The organism is Aeromonas sp. 2HA2 (genome assembly GCF_029237345.1).
In the GTDB taxonomy this organism is placed as follows: Bacteria; Pseudomonadota; Gammaproteobacteria; order Enterobacterales; family Aeromonadaceae; genus Aeromonas; species Aeromonas salmonicida.
This window is the reverse complement of sequence record NZ_JAACGB010000008.1, coordinates 102,903-123,880: the sequence shown is the minus strand read 5'-3', so window position 1 is coordinate 123,880 and position 20,978 is coordinate 102,903. Positions and strand designations below refer to the sequence as shown.

The 20,978-nt window shown below is 58.5% G+C and carries 16 protein-coding genes and 5 tRNA genes; 9 read left to right on the top strand and 12 right to left on the bottom strand.

The features are described 5' to 3' along the window. Window positions 1-14 precede the first annotated feature (14 nt). Entirely contained in the window at window positions 15-1,127 is a 1,113-nt protein-coding gene (lptF, locus tag GWQ29_RS12490; protein ID WP_275919546.1) for an LPS export ABC transporter permease LptF, read from the bottom strand. A 172-nt stretch (window positions 1,128-1,299) separates the two neighbouring features. On the opposite strand from lptF, the gene pepA reads away from it, so the two are divergent. The 6 genes from pepA to pbpG all read left to right on the top strand — a co-directional run bounded on the left by pepA (window position 1,300) and on the right by pbpG (window position 9,494). After that, window positions 1,300-2,808: a leucyl aminopeptidase gene (gene pepA, locus GWQ29_RS12485; RefSeq protein ID WP_265461974.1), complete on the top strand. Its 1,509-nt coding sequence runs from the start codon at window positions 1,300-1,302 to the stop codon at window positions 2,806-2,808. 174 nt (window positions 2,809-2,982) lie between these two features. After that, on the top strand, window positions 2,983-3,438 hold the full coding sequence (locus tag GWQ29_RS12480) for a DNA polymerase III subunit chi (protein WP_275919545.1): 456 nt from the start codon (window positions 2,983-2,985) through the stop codon (window positions 3,436-3,438). Window positions 3,439-3,503: 65 nt separating this feature from the next. Continuing rightward, window positions 3,504-6,368 (top strand): valine--tRNA ligase, encoded by a 2,865-nt coding sequence (locus GWQ29_RS12475; protein WP_275919544.1) that lies wholly within the window; start codon window positions 3,504-3,506, stop codon window positions 6,366-6,368. Between the two features lie 184 nt (window positions 6,369-6,552). After that, window positions 6,553-7,845 carry a hemolysin family protein gene (locus GWQ29_RS12470; protein ID WP_111588980.1) on the top strand — a complete coding sequence of 431 codons (1,293 nt, stop codon included), beginning with the start codon at window positions 6,553-6,555 and terminating at the stop codon, window positions 7,843-7,845. An 18-nt stretch (window positions 7,846-7,863) separates the two neighbouring features. Further along, complete coding sequence (locus GWQ29_RS12465; protein WP_021140999.1) at window positions 7,864-8,529, top strand: DedA family protein; 666 nt, start codon at window positions 7,864-7,866, stop codon at window positions 8,527-8,529. Between the two features lie 137 nt (window positions 8,530-8,666). After that, window positions 8,667-9,494 (top strand): D-alanyl-D-alanine endopeptidase, encoded by an 828-nt coding sequence (pbpG, locus tag GWQ29_RS12460; RefSeq protein ID WP_275919543.1) that lies wholly within the window; start codon window positions 8,667-8,669, stop codon window positions 9,492-9,494. Window positions 9,495-9,820: 326 nt separating this feature from the next. On the opposite strand, the gene GWQ29_RS12455 is transcribed toward pbpG, so the two are convergent. The 11 genes from GWQ29_RS12455 to pncC all read right to left on the bottom strand — a co-directional run bounded on the left by GWQ29_RS12455 (window position 9,821) and on the right by pncC (window position 17,329). Then, window positions 9,821-9,897, bottom strand: a tRNA-Arg gene (locus GWQ29_RS12455). 26 nt (window positions 9,898-9,923) lie between these two features. After that, window positions 9,924-10,000 (bottom strand) — tRNA-Arg (locus GWQ29_RS12450). A gap of 27 nt (window positions 10,001-10,027) precedes the next feature. Beyond that, window positions 10,028-10,104, bottom strand: a tRNA-Arg gene (locus tag GWQ29_RS12445). A gap of 100 nt (window positions 10,105-10,204) precedes the next feature. Continuing rightward, window positions 10,205-10,281: transfer RNA gene (locus GWQ29_RS12440), tRNA-Arg, on the bottom strand. A 3-nt stretch (window positions 10,282-10,284) separates the two neighbouring features. Next, a tRNA-Ser gene (locus GWQ29_RS12435) sits at window positions 10,285-10,377 on the bottom strand. A gap of 213 nt (window positions 10,378-10,590) precedes the next feature. After that, entirely contained in the window at window positions 10,591-10,779 is a 189-nt protein-coding gene (gene csrA, locus GWQ29_RS12430) for a carbon storage regulator CsrA (protein ID WP_005315760.1), read from the bottom strand. Window positions 10,780-10,872: 93 nt separating this feature from the next. Then, window positions 10,873-12,120: an aspartate kinase gene (locus GWQ29_RS12425; RefSeq protein WP_275919542.1), complete on the bottom strand. Its 1,248-nt coding sequence runs from the start codon at window positions 12,118-12,120 to the stop codon at window positions 10,873-10,875. 16 nt (window positions 12,121-12,136) lie between these two features. After that, a complete protein-coding gene (gene alaS / locus GWQ29_RS12420) occupies window positions 12,137-14,761 on the bottom strand; it encodes an alanine--tRNA ligase (protein ID WP_275919541.1) in 2,625 nt (874 codons plus the stop codon). Window positions 14,762-15,150: 389 nt separating this feature from the next. Beyond that, window positions 15,151-15,660 (bottom strand): regulatory protein RecX, encoded by a 510-nt coding sequence (locus GWQ29_RS12415; RefSeq protein WP_265420650.1) that lies wholly within the window; start codon window positions 15,658-15,660, stop codon window positions 15,151-15,153. Between the two features lie 35 nt (window positions 15,661-15,695). Beyond that, window positions 15,696-16,757, bottom strand: a complete 1,062-nt coding sequence (recA, locus tag GWQ29_RS12410; protein WP_265420651.1) for a recombinase RecA — start codon at window positions 16,755-16,757, stop codon at window positions 15,696-15,698. Between the two features lie 80 nt (window positions 16,758-16,837). Next, entirely contained in the window at window positions 16,838-17,329 is a 492-nt protein-coding gene (gene pncC, locus GWQ29_RS12405; RefSeq protein ID WP_058395350.1) for a nicotinamide-nucleotide amidase, read from the bottom strand. 582 nt (window positions 17,330-17,911) lie between these two features. Between pncC and GWQ29_RS12400 the strand changes: the two genes are divergently transcribed. From GWQ29_RS12400 to ybaK, 3 genes are all read left to right on the top strand, one after another. Continuing rightward, the gene (locus GWQ29_RS12400; protein ID WP_275919540.1) at window positions 17,912-19,402 is read left to right on the top strand and encodes a SulP family inorganic anion transporter; all 1,491 of its coding nucleotides are present in this window, start codon (window positions 17,912-17,914) and stop codon (window positions 19,400-19,402) included. A 19-nt stretch (window positions 19,403-19,421) separates the two neighbouring features. Then, window positions 19,422-20,273, top strand: a complete 852-nt coding sequence (locus tag GWQ29_RS12395) for a universal stress protein (protein ID WP_275910160.1) — start codon at window positions 19,422-19,424, stop codon at window positions 20,271-20,273. A gap of 226 nt (window positions 20,274-20,499) precedes the next feature. Next, complete coding sequence (gene ybaK, locus GWQ29_RS12390; RefSeq protein WP_059168794.1) at window positions 20,500-20,973, top strand: Cys-tRNA(Pro) deacylase; 474 nt, start codon at window positions 20,500-20,502, stop codon at window positions 20,971-20,973. Window positions 20,974-20,978 lie beyond the last annotated feature (5 nt).

Sequence of the window (20,978 nt, the reverse complement as noted above, 5' to 3'; positions counted from 1 at the left end):
CCTAAGTTGCAGCATCATGCTGATTTTCTGTTGAAATAGCGCCCTTTCACTCCGTTCCACCAACTGGTGCCCTGCAAGTTGAGCGGCAGGCCGATCAACAGCAGATAGACCAGGGGCACCAGGAACATACCCGGCCAATGGGGCAGGCGTCCGCTGTCGATGGCCGAGCGCGCCGCGCTGAGCAACAGGAAGTAGGAGAGATAGAGCAAGATGGCCGGCAGCAGCTTGGCATAACGGCCCTGACGGGGGTTGACCCGCGCCAGTGGCACTACCAGGAAGGTGAGCACCAGAATGGAGAACGGCAACGAGATACGCCACTGCAGCTCGGCCATCATGCCGTTGTCCTGAGTCCCCAGCAGCTCGACCGTCGGCTTGGCGGCCGCCTTGCGGTTGGACCGCTCCATCTCCTGCTGACGGATCACCAGACTGTACTCGTCAAATTCGGAGATCTGGAACTGCCTGGTGCTGAAGTGCCCCTCATAGCGAGAACCATCTTTCAGAGTCAACCATTGCAGGCCATTGCTGTCCAGGGTCACCACCCCTTCCGTCGCGACCACCACAGAGGGCGGCTTGCCATCATGGGAGCGTTGCAGCACGAAGATCTTCTGCAGCAGAGACCCCTTGTCATTCAACTCCTGGATGTAGGCAACGAGGCGTCCCTTGTCGAGCTCCATGAAACGACCCGCCTGCAGGAAGGAGATACCCGGATCGGCTTTGAATTCATCGATCACCTGATACTCCCGCTCCTTGGCCTGGGGAGCTATCCAGCCGGTATTGAAGGCCGCAACGGCGGCAGTCAACAGGGCCAGCACCATGGCGCAGCGCATCACGAAGCGGTGACTGAATCCCACCGCATGCAGCACAGTCATCTCACTTTCGGCATACAGGCGCCCGTGAGCAAACAAGATGGCTAAAAACAGGCTGATAGGCAGCATCAACAAGGCCATATTGGGCAGGTTGAGCAGCAACAGGGTGGAAACCAGGCGTGTCGGTACCTCGCCATCGGCGGCATCGCCGATGATCTTGATAAATTGTTGGCTGACAAAGATAAGCAGCAATACGAATAACACTGCCAGCTGCGTTTTCAGGGTTTCCCTGAACAAATATCGGAAAACGATCACAGTCATTCCCAAGTAAACTTGTGTTTTTAGTCGAATGCCTGAAAAATAGGGCCGTATATTGGATTTTTACCAGTTTGAACTGCGGAGCCTATGGCTGTTCGCTCCGCCTCTGATACCCCAACAAGCACCGCATTATTCAATAAAAGGTGCCTTTTGTCTTTAGGATGTAGGAGATTCCATGGAGTTCAGTGTAAAGAGTGGCAGTCCTGAGAAGCAACGCAGTGCTTGCGTCGTGGTCGGCGTATTCGAGCCCCGTCGCCTCTCTCCGGTTGCCGAACAACTGGACAAGATCAGCGATGGCTACATCAGCTCGCTGCTGCGCCGTGGCGACCTGGAAGGGAAACCAGGCCAGATGCTGTTGCTGCATCAAGTACCAGGCGTGCTCAGTGAGCGCGTGCTGCTGGTCGGTTGTGGCAAGGAGCGGGAACTCGACGAACGCCAGTACAAGCAGATCATCAACAAGACCATCACCACCCTGAACGAAACCGGCTCCATGGAGGCTGTCTGCTTCCTGACCGAGTTGCACGTCAAGGGGCGGGATACCTATTGGAAGGTGCGTCAGGCGGTAGAAACCACCAAGGCGGGCCTCTACAACTTTGATCAGTTCAAGACCAACAAGGCCGAGCCGCGCCGCCCATTGCGCAAGCTGGTATTCAATGTGCCGACACGTCGGGAACTGACCATTGGTGAAAAAGCCATCGCCCACGGTCTGGCCGTGGCGAAAGGAGTCCGGGTCTGCCGCGACGTGGCCAACATGCCGCCCAACGTCTGCAATCCGGCCTATCTTGCCTCCCAGGCCCGCCGTCTGGCCGACTCTTTCGACAATATCACCACCAAGGTGATCGGTGAGCAGGAGATGGCCGAGCTCGGCATGAACTCCTATCTGGCGGTAGCCCGTGGCTCCGAGAATGAAGCCATGATGGCCATCATCGAATACAAGGGCAACGCCGATGCCAAGCCCATAGTGCTGGTCGGCAAGGGGCTGACCTTCGATTCGGGCGGCATCTCCATCAAGCCGGCCGAAGGCATGGACGAGATGAAGTACGACATGGGTGGCGCCGCCTCCGTGCTCGGTACCATGCATGCCCTGGCACAGCTGCAGCTGCCCATCAACGTCATCGGCGTGCTGGCGGGTTGTGAAAACATGCCGGGTGGCAACGCCTATCGCCCGGGTGACATCCTCACCTCCATGTCCGGCCAGACCATTGAAGTGCTGAACACGGATGCGGAAGGCCGTCTGGTGCTGTGCGATGCGCTCACCTATGTGGACCGTTACGATCCCGAGACCGTCATCGACGTGGCCACCCTGACCGGTGCCTGCATCATAGCGCTGGGCCACCACACCACGGGGCTGCTGGCCAACCACAACCCGCTGGCTCACGAACTGCTCAACGCCTCCGAGCAGGCTGGCGATCGCGCCTGGCGCCTGCCGCTGTTCGAGGAGTATCAGGAACAGCTGGAGAGCCCGTTTGCCGACATGGCCAACATAGGCGGGCGTCCGGCCGGCACCATTACCGCTGCCGCCTTCCTGTCACGCTTCACCAAGAAGTACAACTGGGCCCACCTGGATATCGCCGGGACTGCCTGGAAGAGTGGCAAGGACAAAGGCTCCACCGGTCGTCCGGTTCCCCTGCTGACCCAGTTCCTGCTCAACCGGGCAGGCGTGGATATCGAAGAAAAAGAGTAACTCCCCTGCCCCTTTCGATGAATGCATCGGAAGCCCGGGAGTTGCCCAGTACCACAAGGAAGAGGCCCGCCTCTTCCTTGTTTCATTCTTGAATCAGTGAGCAGCAGGCGGGAAAACTCCCTGTCAGCCTCTTCGGCGGTCAATAGTCCGTCACCGGAAAACGGGATCAACCTGATGAGCCAAGTGACTTTTTACCTGATGAACGAACAGGATGACGCACAGGCCAGCGCCGTCGAACGGCTCGCCTGCCAACTGGCGGCCGAGTCATGGGGCGCAGGCCACCTCTACCTGTTTTGCGACGATGAGACCCAGGCCCTGCGCCTGGACGAGCTGCTGTGGCAACTGCCACCGGAGCGTTTCGTGCCGCACCAGCTGCAAGGCGAGAGCGGTCAGGCGCCGGTGGAGATAGGCCATCAGCCGCCGAAACGGCGCTACGCCCGCCTCATCAATCTGGCCAGAGAGACACCTTTGTTTGCAGGACACTTCGCTCAAGTGGTAGATTTTGTCCCCACTGACGAAACGCAAAAGCAGCAAGCCCGCGAGCGCTACAAGCACTATCGCCAGGCAGGCCATGCCCTCGAGATGAGGGATCAGCCCGTCCTTGCCGCACAGGATCCGGCGCAGCCCTGACTGCACCACCCTCGATCCACGACGAATCAACACCAGACTCCATCCATCCAGATTACGGCGAGACCATGGAAAAGACTTTTAATCACAACGCCATCGAACAGGCGCTCTATCAGCACTGGGAAGCCCAGGGTTACTTCAAGCCCCACGGCGACACCAGCAAAGACTCCTTCTGCATCATGATCCCGCCGCCGAACGTCACCGGCAGCCTGCACATGGGTCACGCCTTCCAGCAAACCCTGATGGATACCCTGATCCGCTACAACCGCATGCAGGGCAAGAACACCCTGTGGCAGGCGGGTACCGACCACGCCGGTATCGCCACCCAGATGGTGGTGGAGCGCAAGATCGCCGCCGAAGAGGGCAAGACCCGTCACGACTACGGCCGTGATGCCTTCATCGACAAGATCTGGCAGTGGAAGGAAGAGTCCGGCGGCACCATCACCCGCCAGATGCGCCGTCTGGGCGACTCGGTGGACTGGGAGCGCGAGCGCTTCACCATGGATGAGGGTCTCTCGAGCGCCGTGCAGGAAGTGTTTGTCCGTCTCTACGAAGATGGCCTTATGTACCGCGGCAAGCGTCTGGTGAACTGGGATCCCAAGCTCAACACCGCCATCTCCGATCTGGAAGTGGAAAACCGCGAGATCAAGGGCCACATGTGGCACCTGCGCTATCCGCTGGCCAACGGCGCCAAGACAGCTGAAGGTCAGGATCACCTGATCGTCGCCACCACCCGTCCGGAAACCATGCTGGGCGATACCGCAGTGGCAGTGAACCCGGAAGACCCGCGCTACAAGGCGCTGATCGGCCAGCATATACTGCTGCCACTGGTGAACCGTCTGATCCCCATAGTCGCCGACGAACACGCCGACATGGAGAAGGGCACCGGCTGCGTGAAGATCACCCCGGCCCACGACTTCAACGATAACGAAGTGGGCAAGCGCCACAACCTGCCGATGATCAACATCTTCACCCTGGACGCCCACGTGCGCGCCGAGGCCGAAGTGGTCGACACCAACGGCAACCCCAGCACTGCCTACGACGCCGCCCTGCCGACCGAGTTCGCCGGTATGGAGCGCTTCGCTGCCCGCAAGGCCATTGTGGCCAAGCTGGATGAGCTGGGCCTGTTGGCTGAAATCAAGGATCACGTGCTGCAGCAGCCTTACGGCGATCGCGGTGGTGTGCCCATCGAGCCGATGCTGACCGACCAGTGGTACGTGCGTGTGGCGCCGATGGCCAAGACCGCCATCGAAGCGGTGGAAGATGGCCGCATCCAGTTCGTGCCCAAGCAGTACGAGAACATGTACTTCTCCTGGATGCGCGACATTCAGGACTGGTGTGTCTCCCGTCAGCTGTGGTGGGGTCACCGCATCCCGGCCTGGTATGACGACGCCGGCAACGTCTACGTGGGCCGTGACGAGGCGGAAGTGCGTGCCAAGCACAGCATACCGTCCGTGACAGTGCTGCGTCAGGACGAAGACGTGCTCGACACCTGGTTCAGCTCCGCCCTCTGGACCTTCTCCACCCTGGGCTGGCCGAACAACACAGAGGCGCTCAAGACCTTCCACCCGACCGACGTGCTGATGAGCGGCTTCGACATCATCTTCTTCTGGATTGCCCGGATGATCATGATGACCATGCACTTCATCAAGGACGAAAACGGCCAGCCGCAAGTCCCGTTCAAGACCGTCTACATCACGGGCCTCATCCGTGACGAAGAAGGCCAGAAGATGTCCAAGTCCAAGGGCAACGTGCTGGATCCCCTCGACATGATCGACGGCATCTCGCTGGAAAATCTGCTGGAGAAGCGCACCGGCAACATGATGCAGCCGCAGATGGCCGAGAAGATCGGCAAGCGTACCGCCAAGCAGTTCCCGGAAGGGATCGAGGCTCACGGCACCGATGCCCTGCGCTTCACCCTGGCGGCGCTGGCCTCTACCGGTCGTGACATCAACTGGGACATGAAGCGCCTGGACGGTTACAACAACTTCTGCAACAAGCTGTGGAACGCCTCCCGCTACGTGCTGATGAACACCGAAGATCAGGATTGCGGCTTCTCTTCACAAGGCAATGGCGGCGAAATGCAGTTCAGTCTGGCGGATCGCTGGATCCAGTCCCAGCTGCAGGTCGCCATCCGCGACTTCCGCACCGCGCTGGACACCTACCGCTTCGACATCGCGGCTGGCGTGCTGTACGAATTTATCTGGAACCAGTTCTGCGACTGGTATCTGGAGCTGACCAAGCCGGTACTGGGCAAAGGCTCCGAGGCCGAGCAGCGCGCCACCCGTCACACCTTGGTGACTGTGCTGGAAACCCTGCTGCGTCTTGCGCACCCGATCATCCCGTTCATCACCGAAACCATCTGGAAATCGGTGGCGCCGCTGACCGGCGTGCACGCCGACACCATCATGCTGCAAGCCTTCCCGCAGTTCGATGCCGCCAAGGTAGACGACGCTGCGATGGCGGATCAGGAGTGGGTGAAGGAGTTTATCGTCGGCATTCGCAACATCCGCGCCGAGATGAACGTGGCGCCGAGCGTGGCCTTGAACGTGCTGCTCAAGTGTGATGCCAAGGACACCCAGCGCGCCGGTGACAACGAGGCTTTCCTCAAGTCCCTGGCCCGTCTGGAGTCCATCCGCGTACTGGCGGACGGCGAAGTGGCGCCCCTGTCGGTGAAGAAGCTGATCGGTGCCACCGAGCTGATGATCCCCATGGCTGGCCTCATCGACAAGGATGCCGAACTGACCCGTCTGGCCAAAGAAGTGGCCAAGCTGGTCGGTGAATGCGCCCGTATCGAAGGCAAGCTCGGCAACGAGGCCTTCGTGGCCAAGGCGCCGGAAGCCGTCATTGCCAAGGAGCGCGAGAAGCTGGAAGAGTACCGTGCCCAACTGGTGACGCTCGAGGCACAGCAGGTAGAGATCGCCGCCCTGTAAGTCTGCTGCTGTCCTGACAAAGCCCCCTTTTCACAGGGGGCTTTTGTTTATCTACCCCATCCCCGCGGGTTTGCTCACATTTTCATACAAATTTAGCGAGCCAAATCACCTGCTTTCACAAGCGCATTTCCCCCAAATTCATTACACTGCCAGCGATCTTTTCTATCGGGAGTGCAGTGGCAGTATGGAAATATTGATCCTGTTTGGATTGATTTTGCTCAATGGCGTCTTTGCCATGTCGGAAATCGCCATTGTTACCGCACGCAAGGCCCGCCTTGGCAAGATGGCGAGCGAAGGGAGTCGTTCTGCTGCCATAGCCCTCAGACTGAGCGAAGATCCGACCAACTTCCTCTCCGCCGTCCAGATAGGCATTACCAGCATAGGTCTGCTCAACGGCATCTACGGCGAGTCACTGCTGGCCCAACCGCTGGCGCTCTGGCTGCAGGAGTGGGGCATGGCCGCCAAGAGCAGCAGCATGCTTGCGACCGTGCTGGTGATCGTCATCGTCACCTACCTCTCTATCGTTGTCGGTGAACTGGTGCCCAAACGCCTCGGTCAGCTCAACGCCGAACGCCTCGCCTGTCTGGTCGCGCGCCCCATGATGTGGCTGGCTGCCGTCACCCGCCCCTTCGTCTGGCTGCTGTCGGCCTCCACCAACGCCAGCCTGCGTATTCTCAGGGCCAAGCAGGATGGTGGTGCCAACGTGACCCAGGAGGAGATCCACGCCATGCTGGCGGAGGGCTCGGAAGCCGGGGTCATCGAAGATCATGAACACACTATGCTGCGCAACGTGTTTCGTCTCGACGAACGCAGTCTGGCCTCCCTGATGGTGCCGCGCAGCGACATCCGTTATCTGGATCTCGCGCTGCCACTGGAGGTGAACCTGCAGCGACTGGTGGAGTATCGCCACAGCTGCTTCCCTGTCTGTGACGGCAGCCTTTCCGATCTGGTGGGCATCATCAACGTCAGCAAGGTGCTGCACGCCTACATCAAGGGGGAGCCCATCGATCTGGCGGCCCTGACCCAGGATGGCAGCCTGTTGCCGGAGACCCTCAACGGACTCGAGCTGCTCAATCATTTTCGCACCCACGCCGAGCACATGGTGCTGGTAGTGGACGAATATGGCGAGTTGCAGGGGCTGGTCACTCAGCAGGATCTGCTGGAGACGCTGGCAGGCGATTTTCAGCAGGAAGACAGTGAAGATAACTGGGCATTCCAGCGAGCCGACGGCAGCTGGCTGCTGGACGGCCTCATTCCCCTGCCGGAGTTGAAAGACTGCCTGGGACTGGCTCAACTGCCGGAAGAAGAAAAACATCACTACCACACCCTCGGAGGGCTTATTATGCTGCTCCTTGGCCGTGTTCCCAGGATCGGAGATCTGGTCACACTGGAACAGTGGCAACTGGAAATTGTTGACATGGATGGTCTGCGCATCGACAAGGTGATCGCCATGCCTTTGCTCGATCAACCCAGCTAACCTGCGGAGTTTGCAAGAATGGAGCAGTTTTACCAACTGGCTCACGCCTTTATGCATCAGGATCTGGTGACCTTGTCCGATCCCAAGATGGCCTTTATGGTCTGCGGCGTGTTATTGACGTTTCTGGTGCTGGAGAATGGCTTCATCCCTACCGCCTTCTTGCCCGGGGATAGCCTGCTGATCCTGACGGGGGTACTCATCTATCAGGATGTGCTCTCCCTGAGCATAGTGCCGCTACTTATCCTGGCTACCTTCGTCGGTACCTGGCTGGGCTATATGCAGGGTCGCTTCCTCGGCCACACCCAGATGTACCATCGTCTCTTGTCCCATGTGGAAGAGAGGCACAAGGAGAAGGTCTTCTATCTGCTGGACAAGTACGGCATCCTGACCCTGATCACCGCCCGCTATATTGCTTTCGTACGCACTGCCTACCCCTATATCGTCGGGGCGACCGAGATCCCCCAGGGGCGCTTTCTCATCGTCAATCTGATCAGCTCCATCATGTGGATCTGCCCGCTGGTCGGGCTGGGTTACTATCTGAGCCACACCAAGCTAGCCGCCCAGTATGAGTCACAGTTTCTCAGCATCATTCTCTACCTGCCGCTGGTGCTCCTGCTGGGGGGCATTGTCGCCCTGCTCTGGCGCTGGCTGAGCAAACGCAAAGCCGTTCTCCCACGGGATTGAGTCAAACACACAGGGCCATCGCAAGATGGCTCTTTTTTTACCAAAATAGTGGCGAATTCCCACGGGCACCCTTGTAAAACCAGAGTAAAAATGCGTGAATCTAGCGCCTTTTTTTCGATGTAAACGGAGTCGGTAGTATGCGGTGTCGGGTTAGCGCAATGGCGCTGGTATATGCATTGGTTGGACTGCTGGGTTTGCCAGCAGCATTGGCTGCCCCCAACCCGGCCAAACTGCAACTGCGATCGAGCAGTGCCCTTGTAGTGGACGTCAACACGGGAAAGACTCTGTATCAGAAGAACGCCACCCAGGTTCGGCCAATCGCCTCGCTGACCAAGCTGATGACGGCGCTGGTGGTACTGGAGGGGCGACAGAACCTCAACCAGACCCTGACCATAGATCAGAATGACAGGGACAACGTCAAGCACACCTATTCACGCATCCGTTTCGGCACCAAGGTGACGCGCCGTGATGCCCTGCATTTGACCTTGATGTCCTCCGAAAACCGCATGGCTTCTGCCCTGGCACGCCACTATCCCGGCGGCCGCCAGGCCTTCATCCGCGCCATGAACAACAAAGCCAGACAGCTTGGCATGCGCAACAGCCGCTTCCACGACTCCACTGGCCTGTCGACGCGCAACGTCTCCACCGCCCAGGATCTGGCCAAGCTCGTCTCCGCCGCCTATCGCCAGCCACTGATCCGCCAGTTCACTCAGGATGCAAACCGGGATATGCGCTTCAGTACCCCCGCCTATCGCCTGATGTTCAACAACACCAACCCGCTGGTGAAGAACCCTGACTGGGGTGTGCGCCTCTCCAAAACGGGCTTCACCGATGAGGCAGGCCGCTGCCTGGTGATGCGCGCCAAACCCGACAGCCGTGAGCTGGCCATAGTACTGCTCAACTCTGTGGGCAAGCGCACCCCCATCGGCGATGCCAACCGCATTCGCAAATGGCTGAAAAGCTGAGTCTCTGAACAGGTGTGGGAAAAAGGATGCTGCGGCATCCTTTTTTATTGGCCGCAGCTCTACGGGTCTCCTTACGTCGAGCCTGCCACGCTTGCCCATCTGCTTGGCTCATCCCACTATTTGGCAGAGGAGCGCAGAATGGCGCTAGGGTGCAAGGTATTCAGGGGGATCAGCAGGACGAGGTGAACGCAGGGATGAGGCCGGGTGGAAACCCATAGATGAGGGGAGAGAAAGGGGACGATTGGTCATGTTGCCAGGCATCAAGGGCTGTCTGGCCAGCTCCGGCACATAAAAAACAGCCCCGACCTAAGTCGAGGCTGTCTGTATGGTGCGCCCGGGAGGATTCGAACCTCCGACCACCTGGTTCGTAGCCAGGTACTCTATCCAGCTGAGCTACGGGCGCTCATCAACTTTTGGTACTGCTCAAAATGGTGCGCCCGGGAGGATTCGAACCTCCGACCACCTGGTTCGTAGCCAGGTACTCTATCCAGCTGAGCTACGGGCGCTCACAAACTTTTGTGTACTGCTAAAAATGGTGCGCCCGGGAGGATTCGAACCTCCGACCACCTGGTTCGTAGCCAGGTACTCTATCCAGCTGAGCTACGGGCGCCCTGATTTAAAACGATAAAAAAAGCTTACTTATCAGTAAGCCTTTTCCAAAGTGTCGACTTGCTGATGGTCAACACATGACTCTTGCTTGAGTCTTAATATGGTGCGCCCGGGAGGATTCGAACCTCCGACCACCTGGTTCGTAGCCAGGTACTCTATCCAGCTGAGCTACGGGCGCAAATGGCGGAGAAGGGGGGATTCGAACCCCCGATGCGGGTATAAGCCGCATACTCCCTTAGCAGGGGAGCGCCTTCAGCCTCTCGGCCACCTCTCCGTTTGCGGGGCTGATAATACTTCACAGGGATTTTTAGTCAAACACTTTTTTGGAGAAAAAAGCGTGTTCGCTCAGCATTTGGACAAAGCGTGGAATATTCAAACAATATCGGCACTTACCCCACAGTTTAGTGCCTTGCAGGGCCATTTCAGACGCGCAAAAAAACAAAAGGCGACACAACCAGTGTCGCCTTAAAGCAGCTATCGATGCGGCTTAGAAATTCGGTTGGCCCGGCACTTTCTCGGCCTGTATCCGCATGTAGATCTCTTCACGGTGTACGGAGACCTCTTTCGGTGCGTTAACACCGATACGAACCTGATTGCCTTTAACGCCCAGTACGGTGACAGTCACTTCGTCACCAATCATCAGGGTTTCCCCTACACGACGAGTCAAAATAAGCATTCGCTTGCTCCTGTATCCTGTTTTGTATTTATATCGATATGCGACATTATCTTACAAAGATACCGATATGGTAAATGGTTGAAACTAAATCAATCAGGGATTGTTCCCCAAGGGCTGCTCATGAGGCTCATTATCCAGCCCGAAAGCGGCGTGCAAGGCGCGCACGGCCAGCTCCAGGTACTTCTCGTCAATCACCACGGATATTTTGATTTCAGAGGTGGAAATCAACTGCATGTTGATCCCCTCCTCGCCCAATACCTTGAACATGGTGCGGGCGACACCGGGGTGGTTCCACATGCCGACACCGACAATGGACACCTTGGCTATCTCGCCGTTGCCCTGCACGCAGGCGGCCCCCAGTTCGCTGGCGGTCTCCTCCAGCAAGGCGCGCGCCCGGCGATAGTCATCGCGATTCACCGTGAAGGTGAAGTCGGCTGTGCCATCCCCCAGCGTGTTCTGCACTATCATGTCGACATCTATGTTGGCGTCGCTGATCGGATTCAGGATCTGCGCCGCAACTGTGGGCCTGTCCGGCACACCCAGAATGGTCAGACTGGCCTCGTTGCGATTGAAGGCTATCCCGGATACCAGGGGAGCTTCCATCCTCTCACCTCCATATGTGATTAAGGTTCCCTCTCCATCGACAAAGCTCGACAGCACCCGTAGTGGTACGCGGTACTTGCCCGCGAACTCCACCGAACGGATCTGCAGCACCTTGGCCCCCAGGCTCGCCATCTCCAGCATCTCCTCGAAAGTGATGGTGGAAAGACGACGCGCCTTGGGCTCGATGCGCGGATCCGTGGTATAGACCCCATCCACATCGGTAAAGATCTGGCATTCATCGGCCTTGATGGCTGCGGCTACCGCCACTGCCGTGGTATCCGAACCACCGCGCCCCAGGGTCGTGATGGCATTGTGCTCATCACGGCCCTGGAAACCGGCGATCACCACCACCTTGCCCGCCCCCAGTTCAGCCTGAACCTGTTCGGTGTCGATGTGGGTGATACGTGCCTTGCCATAGGCGGAGTCGGTATGAATGCGTACCTGATCGCCGGTCATAGAGACCGCAGCGCAACCGCATTTGTTCAACGCGATCGCCAGCAGCGCTATGGTGACCTGCTCACCGGTGGAGACGAGCACATCCATCTCGCGCCGGTTGGCATCAGGATCCAGCCGCTGGGCCATACCCAGCAACCGGTTGGTTTCCCCCGACATGGCAGAGACCACTACCACCACGTCGTGTCCCTGGGCGCGGGTCAGTTGAACCCGCTCAGCCACCGCCTCGATCCGATCCAGCGTGCCGACCGAGGTGCCGCCGTACTTCTGTACATAGAGTGCCACAGATCACCTCGCCCTTTTACAGGCGCTCTTCCAGCCAGGAGTGAACGGATTGCAGTGCCGCAGGCACAGCTTCTGGCTGAGTGCCACCCGCCTGAGCCATGTCAGGACGACCACCACCCTTGCCACCCACCTGCTGGGCCACCAGATTGACCAGCTCACCGGCCTTGACCTTGCCGGTCAAATCGCTGGTCACACCGGCGATCAGGTTGACCTTGTCATCGCTGCTGGTTGCCAACAGCACGACACCGGACTTCATCCGGTTTTTCAGCTCATCCAGCATGCCACGCAGTGACTTGGGATCCGCCCCTTCCAGCGCCGCTATCAGCACCTTCTGACCGTTTATCTCGATCACCTGGCTCAACAGGTCGCTACCAGCCTGGGCGGCCAGCTTGGCCTTGAGCTGCTCCAGCTCGCGCTCCATCATCTTGGACTTGTCCAGTATCTGGCGCACTTTATCGGCGATGGAGAACTGATCCCCCTTCACCAGAGCCGCTGCCTCTTCGATCTGCTCACCCATCTGGTGCATGAAATCGATGGCACCCTTGCCGGTCACGGCTTCGATGCGACGCACACCCGCGGCAATGCCGCTCTCGGCGATGATCTTGAAGAAGCCGATGTCACCGGTACGCTTGGCGTGAGTACCGCCGCACAGCTCGGTGGAGTAGTCGCCCATGCGCACTACGCGCACGTCGTCTTCATATTTTTCACCGAACAGCGCCATGGCACCGGCCGACTTGGCCGCTTCCAGATCCATTACCTGGGTAGCGATGTCGTGGTTGGCACGGATCTGGGCATTGACCAGCTCCTCGACCCGACGAATGGTCGCCATGGTCAGTCCTTCGAAGTGGGAGAAATCGAAGCGCATGCGCTCGGCCCCCACCAGAGACCCTTTCTGAGTCACGTGATCCCCCAGCGCCTGGCGCAGGGCTGCGTGCAGCAGGTGAGTCACAGAGTGGTTCAGGGCCACAGCCTGACGACGCTCGCCATCGACAACGGCTTCGACCAGGGCGCCTTTCTCCAGGGTACCCAGCTCCAGATAACCCTTGTGGATGATGGCCTTGCCCGCTTTCTGGGTATCGGTCACGGCGAAGATACCGTCATCTACCTTGAGCACACCGCAATCACCCACCTGACCACCTGACTCGGCGTAGAAGGGAGTCTCGGCCAGTACCACGACGGCTTCTTCACCGGCGATGAGGCCATTCACTTCGACGCCATCCTTGTAGATGCCGACGACGCTGGTTTTCTGGCTCAGCTGCTTGTAACCGGTAAACGGGGTCTCGAAGTCGAGCTTGAGCACTTCGTTGTAGTTCACACCGAAGCTGGAGGCCTCTTTCGCGCGGGCACGCTGCTTCTCCATCTCGGCATTGAAGCCCTCTTCGTCGATGCCGATCTCGCGCTCGCGCACCACGTCGGCGGTCAGGTCAGCCGGGAAGCCGTAGGTGTCATACAGCTTGAACACCACCTCGCCAGGTATGACCTTGGCATCACCCAGATTGGCCAGCACGTCTTCCAGCAGCAGCAGGCCGCGATCCAGCGTACGAACGAACTGCTCTTCCTCGAGGCGCAGCACGCGCTCAACCAGCGGCAGCTGGGCGATCAGTTCGGCGCCCACGTCTTTCATCTGCACCGCCAGTTCGGCAGCCAGCTTGTAGAAGAAGACATCGGTGGCACCCAGCTTGCGACCGTGACGCACGGCGCGACGGATAATGCGGCGCAGCACATAGCCACGACCTTCGTTGGACGGCATGACGCCGTCTGCGATGAGGAAGGCGCAGGAGCGAATGTGGTCGGCGATGACGCGCAGGGACTGATTGCTGAGATCGGTAGTACCCACGATCTCGGCCGCTTTCTTGATCAGCGCCTGGAAGATGTCGATCTCGTAGTTGGAGTGCACGCCCTGCATGATGGCGGATATACGCTCCAGACCCATGCCGGTATCCACGGACGGACGGGGCAGCGGTTCCATGGTACCGTCAGCCTGACGGTTGAACTGCATGAACACCACGTTCCAGATCTCGATGAAACGATCGCCATCTTCTTCCGGTGAGCCGGGAGGGCCACCCCAGATGTGATCGCCGTGGTCATAGAAGATCTCGGTGCAGGGGCCACACGGACCTGTATCACCCATCTGCCAGAAGTTATCGGAAGCAAAGGCTGCCCCCTTGTTGTCACCGATGCGTACTATGCGCTCGACCGGCACACCCACTTCGTTTGCCCAGATGTTGAAGGCTTCATCGTCCGTTTCATACACGGTTACCAGCAAGCGCTCTTTGGGCAGCTGGAGAGTACCGGTCAGGAATTCCCAGGCAAAACGAATGGCGTCCTGCTTGAAGTAGTCACCGAAGCTGAAGTTGCCCAGCATTTCGAAGAAGGTGTGGTGACGAGCGGTATAGCCGACGTTTTCCAGGTCATTGTGTTTACCACCGGCACGAACACAACGCTGGGAAGTGGTTGCCCGATTGTAGGCACGCTTGTCTGCACCAAGGAACACATCCTTGAACTGGTTCATGCCTGCGTTGGTAAACAACAGGGTCGGGTCGTTATGCGGTACCAGCGAGCTGGAAGAGACAACCTGGTGCCCCTGAGAGCGGAAATACTCGAGAAACGCAGCGCGTATCTCTGACGTGGACATATACATGGAAAATCCTGCTTGATTCGAATACGGACTTTTAACCGCATTAATGTAAGTTTTCTGCGGGGTAAAGTAAAACGTGCCGGTCGGTCACGGGTGAAAAAGTGCACATAAATGTGTGTTGGCGGGCAATGGGGGCAGACAAGCGGTTTTTGCAGAGAAAATACGGCCACACGCGGGGGAATATTCGTGGCAAAACGGGTCGGTGAGCTTACAGAAACAAGGTACCCACCCTCAATACGCGGACGTGGGCCTGCCGTTCGATCTGTGCACCGCTTGGTGGCTTGATGTGACGCGACCTGTGGCCTCATGGGCTGACTGGCGGTCACCCGGAACAATGCAGGAACCAGGCCTGTATGCGCAATCAGCACGCCTGATTGCATGCCGCTTCCAGATCAATCGTCTTGAGTTTCGCTCTCCATCATGGTCGCGATGGCATAACGGGCCTGATCCTGATTAAACCCGCGTCCCAGCAGATACTTGAGCCACTTCATCCGCAGTTTGAAGTCTCCCAGATCGCGGGCTCTGGCTCGTCGCTCAAGCAGGGCCAGAGCCAGCTCGAACCAGTCCAGTTCAGGCTGATCGAACGCGGCCTCTATCTGGCCATCGTCCAGCCCCTTGCGACGCAGCTCAAAGCGGATCTTGATGGGACCATGGCCCTTGGCAGCACCAGATCGCACCGCCATGGCGCCATAGCGCTCGTCATTGACCCAGTTATACCCGCGGCAGTAGTCGACGACAGCGCAGGCGACATCTTCGTTGAAGCCCTGCTGGCGCAGCCGGTTGGCCAGTTCAGACTCGGCGCTCTCGCGGCGAGCCAGACTGCGCATGGCAAAAGCGCGGGCAGCAGCAAACTGCTCTTCGAAGGAGGGTTCAGTGGGTTCGCAGTTGGGTGTATCAGTCATAAATGACAAGGCCGGGGGTTAGCCCGGCCTCACTGTTATTCGAACTCTTGTTCGCTTTCGGCTTCGAGCTCGTCGGCATCCGCCACGACCGGCGTCTCGGCCGGCGCATCACCGGAGAGCAGCAACTCACGCAGTCTGGCTTCCACCTCTGCCGCCATCACCTTGTTCTCGGTGAACAGCTTCATCACGTTGGCCTTGCCCTGACCTATCTTCTCGCCGTTGTAGCTGTACCAGGCACCGGCCTTGTCGATCAGCTTGTGCTTGACGCCGAGATCCACCAGCTCACCTTCCTTGGAGATACCGACACCATAGAAAATCTGGAATTCAGCCTGCTTGAAGGGAGGCGCAACCTTGTTCTTGACCACCTTGACGCGGGTCTCGTTACCGACCACTTCGTCACCTTCCTTGATGGCGCCGATGCGACGGATGTCCAGACGTACTGAGGCGTAGAACTTGAGCGCGTTACCACCGGTAGTGGTTTCCGGGCTGCCGAACATGACACCAATCTTCATCCGGATTTGGTTGATGAAGATACAGAGGCAGTTGGCGTTCTTGATGTTGGCGGTCAGCTTGCGCAGCGCCTGGGACATCAGACGAGCCTGCAGGCCGACGTGGGAATCCCCCATCTCGCCTTCGATTTCTGCTTTCGGCGTCAGAGCGGCCACCGAGTCGACGATGATGACGTCAACGGCGTTGGAACGTACCAGCATGTCGCAGATTTCCAGCGCCTGCTCACCGGTGTCCGGCTGGGAGATCAGCAGGTCATCGACGTTGACGCCCAGTTTGGCTGCATAGATGGGGTCGAGGGCGTGCTCCGCATCGATAAAGGCACAGACCTTGCCTTTCTTCTGGGCTTCCGCAATCACCTGCAGGGTGAGGGTGGTTTTACCGGAAGATTCCGGGCCATAGATCTCGACGATACGGCCGCACGGCAGACCGCCAATGCCCAGCGCCACGTCCAGGGAGAGGGAACCGGTAGAGATGGCTTCGATATCCATGGTCTTGCTGTCGCCCAGACGCATGATGGAGCCTTTGCCGAACTGCTTTTCAATCTGACCCAGCGCAGCCGCCAGTGCCTTCTGTTTGTTCTGATCCATGCCAATCTCCGCTGGAAATCGTGAGTAATAAGTGAAGTTGGGCTAAGTATACTGTCTATTCATACAGTATCAAGCCCAATTTATCTGAGCAGGGCCAAGAGTCCGGACAAGGCCTGTCTGACCGCCTGCTGGCGTACCTGACGCCGGTCACCGTCGAAACGGGCCAGCAGAGAGTGATGGCGGCCACCCTGTTCCGCCCAGGCGAACCAGACGGTACCGACAGGTTTGTCTTCGGTTGCCCCCCCCGGGCCTGCGATACCGCTGATGGCCACGCTGATGGCGGCCGAGGAGTGTGCCAGGGCGCCACGGGCCATCTCCAGCACCACAGCCTCGCTTACGGCGCCGTGCTGCTGCAGACTCTCGTCACTCACCCCCAGCATCTGCTGCTTGGCCTGGTTGGTGTAGGTGACGAAGCCGCGATCGAACCAGCCAGAGCTGCCGGCAATGTCGGTGATGGCCGTTGCTACGCCGCCGCCGGTACAGGATTCGGCGGTAGCCGCCAACCAGCCTCGCTGGCCGAGGGCCTTGCCCAGTTCGGTGGCGAGGTGCTCTATCTCTGCGTCCAGTTTCATCCCGGCTCCCTAGCTCGTTGAAGAGGCTCATTATGCGATCCTGCCGCCATCCCCCGCAACCGCAGCAGTCTCAGCACAGACATACTGGCAGCCTGATGTCATTCGTTCAGAGCTCATCATTGCGCCAATGGGCGGGAAAACGGGAGGAAAGCCTGAGTCACGGCAGGCATAGATCAGGGTGATTGAAATATCTGCCGCCATCATACGACGACGGGCCAATAAAACAGTTTTCGACTATATATCAACTGGTTGAAATCAATACAGCCAGCCAGGCTCAACGTGATCGGCACCGCTATCACAACAAACACACAGTGCTATCGTGATGCCAACCACACTTTCCTGTGGATGCAATGGCTGTTAACATGCCGCCTCCATGATTAATTTATGCTCTGGCGTGACTGTAACGCCGCCTTAACCCCCTCCTTAGCGGCTGCTGCCGCCAGACTCTGGTTATCACAACCGGAGTGCTTTTGTTTACCCGTTGAATACCAACAAAACTATCTGTTCATGCTCTCACTCCATCTGACTTCAGGTTGGTGGATGTGTGCGGCTATGGACACATAACAAGCGAGAAAATCCCGAATGCTAGAACGTGCAAGACAAGAGTGGTTCTCCAACATCCGTGGCGACCTGCTGGCCGGTACAGTGGTGGCGCTGGCGCTGATCCCGGAGGCCATCGCCTTCTCCATCATCGCCGGCGTTGATCCCAAGGTCGGCCTTTATGCCTCCTTCTGTATCGCTGTCGTCATCGCCTTCGTCGGTGGCCGCCCGGGCATGATCTCCGCCGCCACCGGTGCCATGGCGCTGCTGATGGTGACCCTGGTCAAAGATCATGGTCTGCAATATCTGCTGGCCGCCACCTTGCTGACCGGCCTCTTCCAGATAGCGGCGGGTTACCTGAAGCTGGGCAGCCTGATGCGGTTTGTCTCCCGCTCCGTGGTCACCGGCTTCGTCAATGCGCTGGCGATCCTCATCTTCATGGCCCAGTTGCCGGAGCTGACCAACGTCACCTGGCAGGTCTATGCCATGACGGCAGCCGGGCTTGGCATCATCTATCTGTTTCCACTCATTCCCGTGGTGGGCAAGCTGGTTCCCTCCCCGCTGCTCTGCATCGTCATCCTGACGGCGATTGCCATCACAATGGGTCTCGATATCCGCACCGTGGGTGACATGGGCGAACTGCCTGATACCCTGCCCATCTTCCTGTGGCCAGAAGTCCCCCTCAATTTCGAGACGCTGGCCATCATATTCCCCTATTCTGCGGCGCTGGCAGTCGTTGGTCTGCTCGAATCCATGATGACGGCGGCCATTGTCGATGACCTGACCGATACCCAGAGCGATCGCAATCGCGAGTGCAAGGGCCAGGGGATCGCCAACATAGGCGCGGGTCTGATGGGCGGCATGGCGGGGTGCGCCATGATTGGCCAGTCGATCATCAACATCAAATCCGGTGGCCGCGGCCGTCTCTCCACATTTTTCGCAGGCACCCTGCTGATCCTGATGGTGGTGTTCATGGATGAGTGGATCCGCCAGATCCCCATGGCGGCACTGGTGGCCGTGATGATCATGGTCTCTATCGGTACCTTCTCTTGGGAGTCGGTTCGCAATCTCAAAAAGCACCCGCTCTCCACCAATATAGTGATGGTCGCGACAGTGGCCGTGGTCGTGGCTACCCATAACCTGGCACTCGGGGTATTTGTCGGTGTGCTGCTGGCGTCCCTGTTCTTCGCCAACAAGGTCGCTCGCTTCATGCTGGTCAAGAGCGACAGTGAGCGCAGTGGCGAGGTGCGCACCTATCAGGTGCGGGGCCAGGTTTTCTTCGCCAGTGCCGAACAATTCTTTGCCGGTTTCGATTTCAAGGAAGTGCTGGACAAGGTGGTGATAGATCTGACCCATGCCCATTTCTGGGACATCACCTCCGTCACTGCGCTGGACAAGGTGGTCATCAAGTTCCGTCGTGAAGGAACCGACGTGGAACTCATAGGCCTGAACGAAGCGAGCGCCACCATAGTCGACCGCTTCGGTGTGCACGACAAACCCGAAGAAGTTGAAAAGCTGCTGGCTGGCCACTGATAACAAGAAGGGATTTACCATGACACGAATTTTTGCCTGTATCGATGGCTCCAATGCCATGACGGCGGTGTGCGACGCAGCGGCATGGGCCAGCGCCACGACCGAATTGCCTGTCACCCTGCTGCATGTGCTGGAAAAGAACGAGTTTGAAGGGCAGGCCGATCTCTCCGGCAACATTGGCCTGGGCAGCCGTGAGCATCTGCTCAAGGAGCTCGCCGAGCTGGATCATCAACGCAGCCGCCTCGCCCATGAACAGGGACGCATGCTGCTCAAGAGCGGCCAGGCGTACCTGACTGGCTTGGGGATGACAGAGGTCGATACCCTGCAACGCCACGGGCAACTGGTGGAGGCTGCCCAGGCGCTGTCACCCGGGATGCGCATGATGATCATGGGCAAGAGAGGGACGACCCACTCCCATGATCACGACCTGATTGGCAGCAATATCGAGAACATCATCCGCACCCTGGCCAATCCCATCATGGTGGTGCAGCCGGGATTTGAGGCACCAGACCGCTTCCTGTTTGCCTATGACGCCAGCCCGACCGCCAAAAAGGTGCTGGAGTTGATCGCAAGCAGTCCCCTGCTCAAAGGACTTGAATGTGACCTGGTGATGGTCGCCGAGCCGAGTGACGAGCACGAGCGTCAGCTGGCGCAGGCCAAACAGGTATTGAAGAGTGGCGGCATCAGGGTCGAAGCCAAACTGCTTCAGGGAGAGGTTGTCTCCGGGATTTGTCAGTATGCCACCGAGATGGGGATCCACCTTATCGTCATGGGGGCTTACGGTCATTCACGGATCAGGCAATTCATCGTGGGCAGTACCACCACTGGCATAGTGAAAACCACGCAGGCATCCGTTCTGCTGCTGCGATAACGCTGTTATTGGCAACTCATGATGAGGGGAACTGCGGTTCCCCTTTTTTATGACGCTATCTTGTGCCCATTGCGCACGGGAAACCGGATCTCAGTGGGCGTCAAGCTCAACACCTTAGCCCTTCTGACGAAACCTCGGCACTCATCAGAACAGGCCAGCGGTGACTTGCATCCATCGACTCGCGAGAGCAGACTGTTTGGCCTTGTTTTGACTCAAGGCAACCACCATGACTCCTGCCATCAACCTGCTGAAAAAGCTCAAGATACCCCACAAGCTCTACCCCTATGAGTGCGATGCTCACGACGATTTCGGCAAGCACGCCGCGACCCGGCTCGGCCTGCCGGAAGCCCAGGTGTTCAAGACCCTGATTGCCCATCATGACAAGCAGGCAGTGGTGGCCATAGTGCCTTCATCCGGCATGTGCAGTCTCAAACAGTTGGCCAAGGCCACGGGTTTGAAAAAGGTGGAGATGATGAAACCGGCGGAGGCCGAGAAGCTGACCGGTTACAAGGTGGGGGGCATCAGCCCGCTGGCCCAGAAGAAGCTGCTGCCAACCGTACTCGATGACTCCGCCATGGCGTTTGACGAAATCCTGGTGAGCGGCGGCAAACGCGGCCTCTCGGTCGGGGTGGCGCCACAGGACATGCTGACGCTGATGAAATGGATTGCGGCCCCGATTGGTGAACACCAGGGGGACTAGTCAAA